Origin of the sequence: Streptomyces bottropensis ATCC 25435 (genome assembly GCF_000383595.1) — a bacterium.
GTDB classification, from domain to species: Bacteria; Actinomycetota; Actinomycetes; order Streptomycetales; family Streptomycetaceae; genus Streptomyces; species Streptomyces bottropensis.
Map to the genome: position 1 here is coordinate 3,514,074 of NZ_KB911581.1, position 12,984 is coordinate 3,527,057.

General features: G+C 70.3%; 12 protein-coding genes and 1 pseudogene. 7 read left to right on the forward strand and 6 right to left on the reverse strand.

Annotation, left to right across the window (positions count from 1 at the left end; all coding sequences use genetic code 11):
• Window positions 1–34 precede the first annotated feature (34 nt).
• The gene (locus tag STRBO_RS0115480; RefSeq protein WP_005485257.1) at window positions 35–859 is read right to left on the reverse strand and encodes an urea amidolyase associated protein UAAP1; all 825 of its coding nucleotides are present in this window, start codon (window positions 857–859) and stop codon (window positions 35–37) included.
• Window positions 860–1,050: 191 nt separating this feature from the next.
• Here STRBO_RS0115480 and STRBO_RS0115485 point away from each other — a divergent pair, with 191 nt between their 5' ends.
• The 6 genes from STRBO_RS0115485 to STRBO_RS0115510 all read left to right on the forward strand — a co-directional run bounded on the left by STRBO_RS0115485 (window position 1,051) and on the right by STRBO_RS0115510 (window position 6,705).
• On the forward strand, window positions 1,051–1,686 hold the full coding sequence (locus STRBO_RS0115485; RefSeq protein ID WP_020114420.1) for a TetR/AcrR family transcriptional regulator: 636 nt from the start codon (window positions 1,051–1,053) through the stop codon (window positions 1,684–1,686).
• Window positions 1,687–2,032: 346 nt separating this feature from the next.
• On the forward strand, window positions 2,033–3,667 hold the full coding sequence (locus STRBO_RS0115490; protein WP_005485260.1) for a sensor histidine kinase: 1,635 nt from the start codon (window positions 2,033–2,035) through the stop codon (window positions 3,665–3,667).
• Entirely contained in the window at window positions 3,664–4,071 is a 408-nt protein-coding gene (locus tag STRBO_RS0115495; protein ID WP_005485262.1) for a roadblock/LC7 domain-containing protein, read from the forward strand. The genes STRBO_RS0115490 and STRBO_RS0115495 overlap by 4 nt, the downstream gene beginning before the upstream one ends.
• Entirely contained in the window at window positions 4,068–4,484 is a 417-nt protein-coding gene (locus tag STRBO_RS0115500) for a DUF742 domain-containing protein (RefSeq protein ID WP_005485263.1), read from the forward strand. The genes STRBO_RS0115495 and STRBO_RS0115500 overlap by 4 nt, the downstream gene beginning before the upstream one ends.
• Entirely contained in the window at window positions 4,465–5,118 is a 654-nt protein-coding gene (locus tag STRBO_RS0115505) for a GTP-binding protein (RefSeq protein ID WP_005485264.1), read from the forward strand. The genes STRBO_RS0115500 and STRBO_RS0115505 overlap by 20 nt, the downstream gene beginning before the upstream one ends.
• A gap of 114 nt (window positions 5,119–5,232) precedes the next feature.
• Window positions 5,233–6,705 carry a hypothetical protein gene (locus STRBO_RS0115510; protein WP_028796676.1) on the forward strand — a complete coding sequence of 491 codons (1,473 nt, stop codon included), beginning with the start codon at window positions 5,233–5,235 and terminating at the stop codon, window positions 6,703–6,705.
• Between the two features lie 9 nt (window positions 6,706–6,714).
• Here the strand turns inward: STRBO_RS0115510 and STRBO_RS0115515 are convergent, their stop codons facing one another.
• The 4 genes and pseudogenes from STRBO_RS0115515 to STRBO_RS0115525 all read right to left on the reverse strand — a co-directional run bounded on the left by STRBO_RS0115515 (window position 6,715) and on the right by STRBO_RS0115525 (window position 11,061).
• Window positions 6,715–7,680: a pseudouridine synthase gene (locus STRBO_RS0115515; protein ID WP_051085381.1), complete on the reverse strand. Its 966-nt coding sequence runs from the start codon at window positions 7,678–7,680 to the stop codon at window positions 6,715–6,717.
• Between the two features lie 83 nt (window positions 7,681–7,763).
• Window positions 7,764–8,780: a terpene synthase family protein gene (locus STRBO_RS0115520; protein WP_020114423.1), complete on the reverse strand. Its 1,017-nt coding sequence runs from the start codon at window positions 8,778–8,780 to the stop codon at window positions 7,764–7,766.
• A 72-nt stretch (window positions 8,781–8,852) separates the two neighbouring features.
• A pseudogene (locus tag STRBO_RS44625) lies at window positions 8,853–9,044 on the reverse strand (DUF6192 family protein); the annotation flags it as partial.
• Between the two features lie 499 nt (window positions 9,045–9,543).
• A complete protein-coding gene (locus tag STRBO_RS0115525; RefSeq protein ID WP_005485270.1) occupies window positions 9,544–11,061 on the reverse strand; it encodes an amino acid permease in 1,518 nt (505 codons plus the stop codon).
• Between the two features lie 202 nt (window positions 11,062–11,263).
• Here STRBO_RS0115525 and STRBO_RS0115530 point away from each other — a divergent pair, with 202 nt between their 5' ends.
• Window positions 11,264–12,064 (forward strand): N-formylglutamate amidohydrolase, encoded by an 801-nt coding sequence (locus STRBO_RS0115530; RefSeq protein ID WP_020114424.1) that lies wholly within the window; start codon window positions 11,264–11,266, stop codon window positions 12,062–12,064.
• Here the strand turns inward: STRBO_RS0115530 and STRBO_RS45915 are convergent.
• On the reverse strand, window positions 12,051–12,482 hold the full coding sequence (locus tag STRBO_RS45915) for a serine hydrolase (protein ID WP_005485274.1): 432 nt from the start codon (window positions 12,480–12,482) through the stop codon (window positions 12,051–12,053). The two genes, STRBO_RS0115530 and STRBO_RS45915, sit on opposite strands and share 14 nt — an antisense overlap.
• Window positions 12,483–12,984 lie beyond the last annotated feature (502 nt).

Genomic DNA, 12,984 nt, shown 5'->3' on the forward strand with positions numbered 1-12,984 from the left:
CCTGTGGCCGTGGTCTGCGGCGACGCGGCGGTCTTCATGCGATTCCCCTCGCGGTGAGGAACTCGGCGGTGTTCAGGAAGGCGCGGCGGCCCTCGGGGGCGGCGTCCCACAGGGGGTCGCCGGGGCGGGTGGGCTCGGCGCGCCAGGCGAGCACCTCCAGCGAGGTGCTGACGTACGCGGGGCGCGGGTCGGCCGGGTGCGGGACGTTGGCGATCAGCACGGTCACGTCCTGCTCGGTGCGCAGGGTCACGGCGGCGCCGGGGCCGGCGGAGCCGGTGAAGTCGAGGGTGCCGTCCTCGCGTACCGCCACGCCCTGGAAGAAGGAGAGCGAGGGCGGCAGGTCCCGGGGTTCGAGACCGTTCTTGGCGGCGGCCAGCTTGAACAGTTCGCGTCCGGCGGGGGAGGAGGACTGCGGGGTGCCGTCCCCGTACCGCTCGGTGTTGCGTACGAGGGTGCTGGTGCCGCAGAGCGCGTCGTGGCGGCCCGAGGTGTCCGCGACGACCGAGGCGAGGACGCGGCCCTGGTCGGACAGGAGCAGGACGCCCTCGCCCAGGTAGGCGTTCCACTGGACCTTGACGGTGTCGGCGACGTTGAGCCGCTCCCAGGGGCGGTCGGCATGGTGCAGGAGCAGGTGTGCGCACGCGTCGCCGTGCACGTCGGTCAGGCGGATCTCGGTGCCCCGGGCGAGCACTCTGTGGGTGTAGTTGGCGCCCCCCACCGTCTCCGCCCACACCAGCCGTTCCGCCTCGACGGGCGGGGCCGGCCAGTGACCGGCGGGCACCACGGGCATCGCCTCGGCCCGGGCGCCCTCCTGCGCGCGGGCGTGGTCGCGTGCTCCGTACGTCGTCGATGTCGCCATCGTGGGACCTCCGGGTGCGGCGTGTATTTCTGTCGTGCGACAGAAATTAGGGGCCCGGCGGGTCGCGCCCATGTCCCGTGCGTTGCGGTGCGGTTACCGAGCCCTCACGAAGGTCTGCCTCGCCGGCGGGTCCGGGAACCGTGCGACCGGTCGTCGGGATCGCGCGGGTGCCGTGTGCGAGGATCGCACGCATGGGAAGCGCGGGCGGTACCGGTGGGCGGCGGGTCGGCAGGCCGCGGGCCGACGGGCGCCCGGCGAGCGGGCTGTCGCCCCGCGACGAACTCCTCGTGGCCGCCGCCGAGTTGTTCACGACGCGGGGCTACGCGGCCACCACCACCCGGGCCGTCGCCGAGCGGGCCGGGATGCGGCAGGCGTCCATGTACCACTACGTCTCCGGCAAGGAGGAACTGCTCGCCGAGCTGCTGGAGTCCACCGTCACCCCGTCGCTCGCGTACGCCCGTCAACTCCTCGCCCAAGACGGCGACCGTGCCGAGGACCGGCTCCGGGAGCTGTGCCGCGCCGACGTCGCCCTCCTGTGCGGCGGCACGCACAACCTGGGCGGTCTGTACCTCCTGCCGGAGGTCCGCGCCGAGCGGTTCGCCGGATTCCACGCCGTGCGTGCCGAACTGAAGGACGCCTACCGGCAGTTGATCGCGACGACGGCCGCGGGCGGATCGCTCGCCAAGAGTGAGCTGGATCTGCGTACGGATCTGGTCTTCGGGCTGATCGAGGGTGTCATCCTCGTCCATCGCTCCGATCCCGACCGTCCCGTCTCCGCCTTTGCCGAGGCAACGGCGGACGCCGCACTGCGCATCGTCGGCGTCTGAGGAGGGGCGCCCCGGCGCGCTGCTCTCCGCCACCGGTTCACCCTGTCAAGAGGCTCTTTTCGTACGCCCGTGCATCGTCACGCCTTGTGTGCGAGCGATGCCCCAGCGTGTAAATGACCAGAGCGTACTCCTGTCGCGGGGGTGATTTCAGGCGGTTGCTGAATATGACACAGCGATGATCCGGTCGGACTAAGCTCGCCCGCAGCGCACCGAGTTGAGATGTATTCGGGCGCTTGTTCCAAAAAATACCGAAGATCCAGTTTGATTCGCGGATGAACCCGAGCAACCTCCGGCAACTCCCCGCAAGTCACCCGACCATCAGCCGAACCGTCTTTAGAGGGCATACATGGTGAGTGTTCAATCGCCTCCCGGCGGCCGTGAACTTCCCTACGCGCGCTTGCTGCCGCTACCGGCGATACTGATGGCCGCGGCGACCGGAACCACCGTCTCCCTGGCGACGGGGCCGGTCCGGCTCGCCGTCGGCTCGTGCGGGGCCGTCGCGACGCTCCTGCTGATCGGGGTCGCCGCCCTCGCGGTGCGCGGCGGCCGTCGTACGGTCCGGGAACTGCGCGCCGAACACCAGCGGCGGACCGTCCTGCTCGAACAGCGCATCGCCGTCCACGACAGGGAATTCACCCGGCTGGGCAAGGAGATCCTGCCCGCCGCGCTGTATCGGCTGCACGGCGGAGAATCCCCCTCAGAGGTGATTCGTCATGTCGTCGACGGTGACACCGAGTGGCGCGAACTTCCCGCCTCGCAGCGAGACTTGCTGCGCACCCTCCTGACCATCGTCGACCGCGAGGAAGCACTGCGCGACTCCTCGCAGCGGTCCTTCGTCAGCATCGCCCGCCGCGTCCAGGCCATCGTCCACCAGCAGAACAACGAACTGCGCGAGATGGAGGAGGACCACGGGCGCAACCCCGAGGTCTTCGACGACCTGCTGCGCATCGACCACGGCACCGCCCTGATCGGTCGTCTCGCCGACTCCATCGCCGTGCTCGGCGGCGGCCGCCCCGGCCGCGTCTGGTCCCGGCCCGTCCCGCTGTACAGCGTGCTGCGCGGCGCCATGTCCCGCATCCTGGAGTACCGCCGCATCGAGCTCGACTCGATCGCCAAGGTCAACGTCGACGGTGTCGGCGTCGAACCCGTCATCCACGCCTGCGCCGAACTCCTCGACAACGCCACCCGCTACTCGCCGCCCCACACCAAGGTGCACGTCACCGCGGTGGAGGTGCAGACCGGCATCGCCATCGAGATCGAGGACGGCGGGATCAGCCTCAGCGAGGAGACCCGCGCCAAGGTCGAGGACATGCTCGCCAAGGCCCAGCAGGGCGTCGACATGCAGGAGATGGGCGACACCCCGCGCCTCGGCCTCGCCGTCGTGGGCCGGCTGTCGACCATGTACAACATGCAGATCTCGCTGCGGTCCTCCGCCTACGGCGGCGTCCGCGCCGTCGTCGTCGTACCGCGCGACCTGCTCACCGAGGAGCCCGCCCCCGGCCTCGCCCACGGCATCGGCGCCGGCGGCGTGACGACCATGGACATCGACGGCGTCGAAGGCCCCAACCGCAAGGCCAAGCGCCGCCGTCCGACCACCGGGCCTCGGATCCCGAGCTCCGCGGAGGACATGGGCGAGGACAGGGAGGACGACGTCCCCGTCGTCACCGAGTGGACGGCCAACGGCCTGCCGCAGCGCCGCAGCCGGAGCAAGATCCCGCTCAGCCAGCGCTATGCCGAGGCCGCCGCCGCGGAGGCAGCCGCCGAGGCCGCCATGGCCGCCGCCCCCGTGTGGCAGGAGTCCGCGCCGCAGAAGGAGCAGCCCCCGCCCGGCATGTGGGTCGAGGCGTTCATGGCCGGGCTCAAGGGCGACCCCGACCCGAACGCGTTTCGGAACCCGGACGACCCGGCGGCGTCCACCGCACTCACCGCGAACACCGAGCCGGCCCGTACCGAGGCCGACGACGAGGGGGACCTCAAGTGATCCAGCAACGGGCCAATTTCGACTGGCTGCTGAAGGATCTGGCCGACGGCGTGCCCGGCATCCAGCAGATCGTCGTGCTCTCCGCCGACGGCCTGCGGATCGCCCGCCACGGCGGCGACCCGGACGCCGCCGACCGCGTCGCCGCGGCCTGCGCGGGACTCCAGAGCCTGGCCGGTGCCATGGCCGGTGAGATCCCGCAGAGCGACGGCCACATGCGGATGGTCATCATCGAGATCAACGGCGGCTACTTCTACATGATGGCCGCCGGCTCCAACGCCTATCTCGCGGTCCTCGCCAACGAGATCGCCGAACCCGGCCTGATGAGCAACCGCATGCGTGACCTCGTCGACCGCATCGGCTCCCATCTCACCAGTCCGCCCCGGCGGAACGGGCACACCGTATGACGCCTCCGCGTCGCCAGCGGCGCCCGCCCCAGCACGAACCGCTCCCCCCGCCGCCGGCCGAGGACGTTCCCGCGAGCGGAACGGGGGAGCGCCGGCAACCCGAGCGGCTCTACATCCTCACCGGCGAGGACGGCGAGCGAGCCCCGATCGACCTCGTCACGTTGATCGTGGCCCGCGCCGATCCGCCGCCGTCCGCCGCTCCGGAGCAGTCCGCGCTGCTGCGGATCTGCCAGGCACCCCTGTCCGTGGCCGAGATCTCGGCCTATCTCAACCTGCCGATCAGCGTGGTGACCGTCCTGCTCACCGAGCTGCTGACGGCCGAACTGGTACAGGCACGCGCACCGGTCGTCCGGCAGGCGCGGGCGGACCGTTCCCTCCTCGAAGCGGTGATGCATGGACTTCAAAAGCTCTGACACCATCACGGGTCCACGGACCGAGGACCACCTGCCGCACACCGCGCAGGCCGCGGCGAAGATCGTGATCGTGGGCGGTTTCGGTGTCGGCAAGACGACCATGGTGGGGTCCGTCAGCGAGATCAGGCCGCTGACGACCGAGGAGACCATGACGCAGGCCGGTATCGGGGTCGACGACAACTTCGGCTCCAAGTCCAAGACGGCCACCACCGTGGCCATGGACTTCGGCCGCATCAGCATCACCGACGAGCTGGTGCTCTATCTCTTCGGCACCCCCGGCCAGGAGCGCTTCTGGTTTTTGTGGAACGGCCTGTTCGAAGGTGCTCTGGGCGCGGTCGTCCTGGTCGACACCCGCCGACTGGAGGTCAGCTTCGACGTCATGGGCCGCCTGGAGGAACGCGGTGTGCCCTTCGTCGTGGCGGTCAACGACTTCCCGGAGGGGCCCCGCTACGCCGTCGACGAGCTGCGCCAGGCCCTCGACCTGGCCCGGGAGATCCCGATCGTCCGCTGCGACGCCCGCCGCCGGGCGTCCAGCCGGGACGTCCTGATGACCCTTATGACCTTTCTGCACTCCCTGGCGATGTCGGGGGCGTCGGCGGCATCGGGTACGGCGCCGGGGGCGGCGTCGGTATGACCCGCGCGCGTGCCGTGGACGCCCCGTACGACCCCTACGTCCCCAGCGACCTTCCAGACACAGACACAGACACAGACACAGACACCGGATCCACCTCAGTTCGGAGCGATCACCGTGACGCCTGAATCAAACTCCCTGACCGGCACGGACGACCCCACGCTCGGGCCGCCCCCCGGTTGCCCCGCCCACGGCATGGGCACCGGCGGACTCCGCCGCCTCTACGGTCCCGAGGCGGAGGACCTGGGAGCCGTGTACGAGAAGCTCCGCGCGGAGCACGGGTCGGTGGCTCCGGCCCTTCTCCATGACGATGTGCCGATCTGGGTGGTGCTCGGGCATGGGGAGAACATGCACATGGTGAGTACGCCGTCGCAGTACTCCCGGGACACCCGGCTCTGGAACAAGCTCCAGGACGGCACCTTCAAGCCCGACAACCCGCTGATGCCGCACATCGCATGGCAGCCCATCTGCTGTCACGCCGAGGGCGACGAGCATCTGCGGCTGCGCGGCGCGGTCACCGGCGCCATGTCGACCATCAACTTCCGGGGCATCCGGCGCAGCATCAACCGTTACACCCAGCAACTCGTCAACGAGTTCTGCGAGGAGGGCGAGGCGGACCTCGTCAGCCAGTTCGCCGAGCATCTGCCGATGGCGGTGATGTGCGAGATCCTCGGCATGCCCGAGGAGTACAACGACCAGATCGTGCACGCCGCCCGGGACATGCTCAAGGGAACCGATACCGCGATCGCCAGCAACGCCTACATCATGGAAGCCCTCATGCGGCTCACCACGCGCCGCAGGGCCGAGCCCCAGGAGGACTTCACCAGCCACCTGATCAACCACCCGGCGCGGCTCACCGACGAGGAGGTGGGACAGCACCTGCGGGTCGTGCTCATCGCCGCGTACGAGGCCACTACCAACCTCCTCGCCAACGTGCTGCGGGTGGTCCTGACCAACCCCGGATTCCGCGCCCAGTTGAAGGGCGGCCAGATGACGGTCCCCGAGGCGGTCGAGCAGTCCCTGTGGGACGAGCCGCCGTTCAGTACCCAGCTCGCCTACTTCGCCAAGCAAGACACGGAGCTGGGCGGTCAGCGGGTCCGCAAGGGCGACGGGCTGCTCTTCGGCATCGCGCCGGGCAACGTCGACCCGCGTGTACGGCCCGACCTCACCGCGAACATGCAGGGCAACCGGGCCCACCTCGCCTTCGGTGGCGGCCCGCACGAGTGCCCAGGCCAGGACACCGGTCGTGCCATCGCCGACGTGGGCGTCGACGCGCTGCTGACACGGCTCCCCGACGTCCGGCTCAACTGCGAGGAACACGAGCTGCGCTGGCGGGCCTCCATCTCCACCCGGCACCTGGTCAGGCTCCCGGTGCGCTTCGAGCCGAAGGAGAAGGAGGCTGTCGAACTGCGGCCCCTCGGCCGCCCGATGCCTTCACAGCGCGTGGGCTGGCAGGTCTCGACCCCGGCACCATCGCCCCAGACCGCTTCCCCCGAGCCCCAGCCGGGGCCGTCCGCTCCGGCCGCGGCCGAAGCGGTGGGTCGTCCCGGACTCCTGCGCCGCGTGCTGCGGTGGTTGCGCGGTCACTAGGAGATGGCGTCAGGCTTGGTCCTCGGAGGTCGTCCCGGCCCACACCTCGTACGACGACCAGGCCTGGAGCACCCGTTCGCTCACGAACCGATGTGCGAGCCCCGTGACCGGATCGGCGAACTCCAGCGCGCATGCCAGCAATTGCAGCGGGCGCCTGAAGTCGTCGGCCGCCACGGGGTCCCGCACGTCCGGATACAGCGGATCGCCGAGGATCGGCAGGCCCAACGAGGCCATGTGCACCCGCAGTTGGTGTGTCTGCCCGGTTCGGGGCCGCAACCGGTAGCGGGCCGGCCCGTTTTCCTGTCGGTCCAGCAATTCCACACCGCTGACGGCGTTGGGTTCGCCCTCGACCTCGCGGGCCGCCATGACCCCGCGCTCCTTCACGATCCGGCTGCGCACGACGCGCGGCAGGGCGATCGACGGGTCGTACGGCGCGACGGCCTCGTACTCCTTGGTGATGAGCCGGTCACGGAACAGCGACTGGTACGCGCCGCGTTCCTCGGGGCGCACGATGAACAGCACGAGTCCGGCGGTGAGTCTGTCCAGGCGATGGGCGGCGCTGAGCGTGGGCAGCCCCAGCTCCCGGCGCAGCCGGGCGAGTGCCGTCTGGGTGATGTGGCTGCCGCGCGGTGTCGTGGCGAGGAAATGTGGCTTGTCCGCGACGACGACGTGTTCGTCGCGGTACACGACCTCCAGGGGGAAGGGGACGGGCGCCTCGTACGGGAGGTCCCGGTGGAACCACACGGACATGCCCGGCACGTACGCCCTGTCGCGCGGCACCGCCCGCCCGACGGCGTCCACGATCAGCCCCGCGGCCAGCATCTCGTCGATCACTCCGTCACCGGCCGCGAGCCGCTCCACCAGGTGATCACGCACAGTCGCCCACGCGCCCCCCTGAGGCAGCTTGACCCGTACCGCGTCGATCCCGTCGCGTTGCGGCAGGGGCGAAGGCGGGGCCGGACTTCTGCGTCTCATCACGATCAAGCCTACGAGAAGACCGAGGGCAGGGGCGCGGGGCGGTCCCCCGTCGTGCTGCGGCGGTTTTCTGGCCGGCGGGGTCAGGCGGCGCACCGATAGCGGTCGGTGTCCTCGTGCCAGTGGTAGGAGCCCGCCGCCCAGCCCTGAATGGCTCGGGCGTGGCGGAGCACGGCGCGCTGCGTGTGCTGATTCGTGGGCAGGTCGTACAGCGCTTGCGGAAGGTCCGTCCGGACAGTCTCTTCCAGCGTCCTGACGCGGCCGGTCAGGACGCGGTTCACGAAAGAGACCGCGTCATGGAGGGAGAGGTCGTGCAGTTCCTGGGTCACCCGCACGATGTTGTTCTTGGCGACGCCCTCACGGACCTCCTTGGGGTAGGACACGATGTCGTTGTGCAGATCGACGGTGTCCCTGAAAGCGTTGATCAGTACGTTGAACGGGCGGGTCACGCGGATGTCCTCGGTTATCTCCCAGCCGAGCGAGTGCTCCATCAGCAGTGCGCTGCACCCGGCCGCGCCGTAGTCGCGCCGCATCTCCGTCTGCTCTATGACGTCGGGGAACCGGTGGCGCGTGAGGTTCTCCGTCTCCCACAGCGACGCTTCCAGGAACTGCCGCAGGGACCTGGTGTAGAGGAACTGCCACGAGAGAGACGCGGAGGGCGCTGTGCGGCGCCACAGGTCAGCCAGGGCGCGTTCCAACGGCTCCTGCGGGGTCGGTCCAGAGGGGGAGAAGTGCGTCGCGACCGGGAGGAAGGACATCAGTCGCTCGATGCGGTCGAGTATCTGATCCCGCTTGCCGAGGGCCTCGCACCACGGCAGAAAAATGTCGTCGAGGCACCAGATCACGCTGTGCCAGCCGGACAGCAACTCCAGCTCCACGGCGGAGGTGTGCGGATAGGTCAGGGCGGTGAATCGGGTGAAGTCCGCCCGGTCGAAGATCTCGGCGCTCCACCCGCCGTGGTGCGACTCGGTGTGCTGAGGCTCGAGTAATCCCATGGAGTGCGCCCAGGCGCGAACGCGCGGGCGTACGTCCTGCAGATGGGGGTTCACCCTTGCCGGGAACGGCATGTAGAACGAGGGTATCTGGAAGGTGTCCGCCACGGCTGCCTCCTGTCTGTGACGACTGTCCTCTGCACCGCCCTCTGACCCGGGCCGACGACGCGCGGCCGCGACCAGGTCCATGAACCATGCACTGTGCTCCATACGCCGCGATCGCGGCGCCGCCGACTTGCGTACGCACTCGGCCCGCCGGAGGACCCGGCCGAACCGAACCTTGTTGCCTGAGTGTCGGGCGGTGTCGTCGGTCATGATCCTCGAGGCGACCGACTGACGGTGCAGGGAGTCCGTGGTCACCGTCGCCGCGACGACGTCGTCGGCGACAGGTCATGCAACGACCCCACCTTCCTCTGGACGCTCTCCGGGGAATTGACCTTCCAAACCACCATCCGCTCCGCGTTGTCGTGCGTCAACCTCGGCGGACCCTCGCTGGGGTCGAGCTGGGCGGTACAAAACGGACTTGTCAACTGTTCGGGTGGCAATGAGGGCCGTGGCAGGCCGGAATCGGCCAGTCTCCCGAGCGGGAGGTGTGGGACACCGCTGAGCGCCGTGGGCAGCCGTTCGGACACCACCTCCTCGGGCTGGGGCGTGACGCTCTGTCCTGTCACGGCGTCAACTCACGCTGCCGAAGCACCACTTCGCACCATGCGATGGGTCGAGGTCGTCCGAAAGGGCGCGCGGCCCCGCGCACGGAGCGGCCGCCCGCGTCACACCCTGACCGGCGCGCCGCCTGTGCCGGGCCCGTGCGGCAGTCGGGGAAGCGGTGGGCTGGAGAGGCGGGACGCGACGACGCCGGGCACACCGGGCGCTACCTCGAACGACCCCGGCGAACGCGGGTCAGGTGGTACAGGAGGCCGGTGGTCAGCGTGGTGAGGAGGAACAGGAGGGTGAACCACTGGAAGTACCAGTGGCCGCCCGCGGGGTCGTAGACCTCTGCTCGGGGCCAGGCCAGGTTGACGGTCATGAAGAGGCCGTAGAGGAGGGCGAGGGCGTTGACGGGGATGCCCCAGCGGCCCAGGGAGAAGAGGGGCTTGCCGGTCTCGTCGACGCCGGTGGAGGAGAAGGTGCCCTTCAGGCGGCGGACCAGGAGCGGGCCGGTGACCATCGCGTACGCCAGGTACAGCATCACGATGCAGGTGGTGCCGATCGCCAGGAACGCCTCCGGCGAGGCGAAGTTGAGGAGCAGCAGGGCCCCCGCGAGGACGCCGACGACGAGGGCGGGGGCGGTCGGCATGCCCGTGCGCGGGTTGACGTCGGCGAGTCGCGCGGCGAAGGGGAGCCGGCCGTCGCGGGCCATCGAGAACAGCATGCGGCTGGCCGACGTCTGGATCGCCAGCGTGGCCACGGCGATCGCCACCACCACGTCGGCGAGCAGGAAGCGGCCCACTCCGTCGCCGAGGCTGCTGGTCAGGACGTAGCTGAGACCGTCCACGCCCAGCCGGCCGTCGGTGAGGCTGGGCGCGGCGAGCAGACCGGCCAGGACCAGCAGACCGCCGAGCAGACCGGCCGCGCCGAGTGCCGTCAGGATCGTGCGGGGCGCGACGCGGCGGGGGTGATGGGTCTCCTCGCTCATCTCGCCCGCGCTGTCGAAGCCGATCATCACGTACGCCGCCATGAACGAGCCCACCAGCAGGGCGCCGAGGAGGTCGGTGCTGCCCTCCGCCGTGTGGAAGGTGACGCCGGGAGAGCGCTCGGAGTGGGTGAACAGGAGGACGACGATCAGGATCGCGCCGATGATCTCCGCGGTCACACCGACCCGGTTCACCCAGGACAGCACCCGGTTGTCGAGGACGTTCACGAACGTGGTGAGGGCCAGCAGGATCACCCCCAGGACGGCCGCGTTCGCCGCGCCCGTCGCCGTGGTGGGTGCCGGGTCGCCGCCCACGATCTGGAAGCCCGACCAGATCGCGGGCATCACCATCTGCAGTGCCAGCGCGGCCGCCGCGACCACCACGATCTGCCCGATCACCATGATCCAGCCGGCGAACCAGCCGAACGTGGGGTTGGACAGCCGGGACGACCACTGGTAGATCGCGCCCGATATCGGGTAGCGCGCGGCCAGTTCCGCGAAGCACGCGGCCACCAGCAACTGACCGATCAGCACCGCCGGCCAGGTCCAGAAGAAGACCGGTCCGCCGAAGGCGTATCCGAAGGCGAAGAACTGGAAGACGGTCGTGAGGACCGAGATGAAGGAGAAACCGGCGGCGAACGAGGCGTACCTGCTCAGGCTGCGGTGCAGTTCCTGGGGGTAGCCGAACTCGTTCAGCGAACCGTCGTCGGGGGAGTGGGATGGCTCCGGACGTACATCGGGGGCGGTGCTCGTCATGGCGGCAACCTGCTTTCGCACAAGCGGCGCGAGCGTTCGCGCCCGAGTGGCGTGAATTCCTGTCGGGCGACAGAAATTAGGGGAGGCCTGTGTCGCGCGTGTCACGCGACCGTGTCCGGGGGGAGCCCAAATCCTCACGATCGTGACGGGGGTGCGGACCTCGGCGTCGGGGGCGCCGGCACCGTCGTGCGAGGATCCCCGGATGGATGACGCGTCGCCCTCCCACCGGCTCCTCGCGGGCGCGCCCGAGTCACCCGTGCTGCTGCACGTGCCGCACGGTTCACGGGTGATCCCGGCCACCGTCCGGGCCGGCATCGTGCTCGACGGCGCCGCGCTGGAGCGGGAGTTGGACCACATCACCGACGCGCACACGGACCGGATCGCCGAGTGGGCGGCCGAGCGGGCGCTCACGCGCCCCTGGAGGTTCGTCAACGGGCTGTCCCGGCTCGTGGTCGACCCCGAGCGCTTCCCGGACGAGCGGGAGGAGATGCTGGCGGTGGGCATGGGGGCCGTCTACACGCGGACCACGCACCGCGAGGCCCTGCGCGATGCCGGGTACGACGGTCAGCCGCTCGTCGACCGCTACTTCCGCCCCTACGCCGACGCCATGACCGACGCCGTGACCGCTCGGCTGGAGGCCGTGGGACGGGCGGTGATCATCGATGTCCACTCGTATCCGAGCGAGCCGCTGCCCTACGAGCTGCACGGCGACGGTCCCCGCCCGCCCGTCTGTCTGGGCACCGACCCCTCCCACACCCCGGCGGACCTGCTCGCCGCCGCCGAGGTCGCCTTCGCCGGCTTCGGCGGCACGGGCGTCGACAGCCCGTTCGGCGGCACGTACGTCCCGCTGAAGTACTACGGGCAGGACCCCCGGGTGACCGCCCTGATGATCGAGATCCGCCGGGACGTGTACATGGCCGAGCCGGGCGGGGCGGCGGGACCGGGTGCGGTGGCGCTCGCGGACGCGCTGGCCCGGCTGGTGGACGCGGTCACGAGCGTCTGAAGGTTCCCAGGCCGGAGCCGTCGAACGCCTCGATCGTCACCGACGTCGCCCTGCCGTTCTCGTCGCCCTTGAAGGTCACGCCGGAGGGGCCGGTGGCGTTCTCGCCGGCCGTCTCGAAGTAGTACGTGTCGCCGTCGTAGTGGGTCAGGCGGAACGTCATGGGCTTCGGACCGAGGCGCAGGGTCAGGTCACCGACCGCCCCGGCGACCACGGTCGAGGCCAGCGGCTTGGAGAGGGACGCCAGTTGGAAGACGGTGTCTGCGTCGACCGGGGCGTCCTGGCCGACGCGCCGCGTGCCGTAACCGTCCAGGCGGACCACCTGGTCCTTGTAGACGACGGCCACCGCCACGCCCGGCACCCCGGTCCGCTTCATCCCGCGTTCGACGATGCCGTTAAGCGCGTCGAGGGCCCGGTCCACTTCGTCCCGCGTGAGCTGGGGCGGCGGCTGCGGTGGGGGAGCGGCGGACGCGGTGCCGGTGCCGATGCCGTACGAGGCACTGCCGAGGACGAGGACCGAGGCCAGAGCCCTCGCGCCCCGAATCCCGCTACTGCGGCGTGCCGTCGTGTGCCGAACAGCATGTGTTCATTCAAACGGGTGATGCGGGCTTTGTCCTGTGGAGGTGGGGGCCGGGGCGGGCCTGCGGGGCGGGCGGACGGGCGCGGGTGGCGGGGACCGTACGGGGCAGGGCTTCCGCGCACTCGTACGGCATCGCGTCGGCCGAGCGGGGAGGCCCCGCGGGGGTCGCGTGGGCATGGTTGTGGGCGTGGTTGTGGGCGCCTGGTGGTGAGGCACGTGGACCGAGCCGCCGATGTCTCGTGCGGTCACATCTGCCGAAGGGCGGTCACGTCGGTCGAGGTTGCGGTCACATCCCCGAAGCTGCGGTCACGTAGGCCGAAGCTGCCGTCACGTCGGCCGGGGC

Bases quoted from the DNA above. Each gene is read 5' to 3' on its own strand.
- STRBO_RS0115480 (WP_005485257.1), bottom strand. From the start codon at position 859: ATGGCGACATCGACGACGTACGGAGCACGCGACCACGCCCGCGCGCAG.
- STRBO_RS0115485 (WP_020114420.1), top strand. From the start codon at position 1,051: ATGGGAAGCGCGGGCGGTACCGGTGGGCGGCGGGTCGGCAGGCCGCGG.
- STRBO_RS0115490 (WP_005485260.1), top strand. From the start codon at position 2,033: ATGGTGAGTGTTCAATCGCCTCCCGGCGGCCGTGAACTTCCCTACGCG.
- STRBO_RS0115500 (WP_005485263.1), top strand. From the start codon at position 4,068: ATGACGCCTCCGCGTCGCCAGCGGCGCCCGCCCCAGCACGAACCGCTC.
- STRBO_RS0115505 (WP_005485264.1), top strand. From the start codon at position 4,465: ATGGACTTCAAAAGCTCTGACACCATCACGGGTCCACGGACCGAGGAC.
- STRBO_RS0115515 (WP_051085381.1), bottom strand. From the start codon at position 7,680: ATGAGACGCAGAAGTCCGGCCCCGCCTTCGCCCCTGCCGCAACGCGAC.
- STRBO_RS0115525 (WP_005485270.1), bottom strand. From the start codon at position 11,061: ATGACGAGCACCGCCCCCGATGTACGTCCGGAGCCATCCCACTCCCCC.
- STRBO_RS0115530 (WP_020114424.1), top strand. From the start codon at position 11,264: ATGGATGACGCGTCGCCCTCCCACCGGCTCCTCGCGGGCGCGCCCGAG.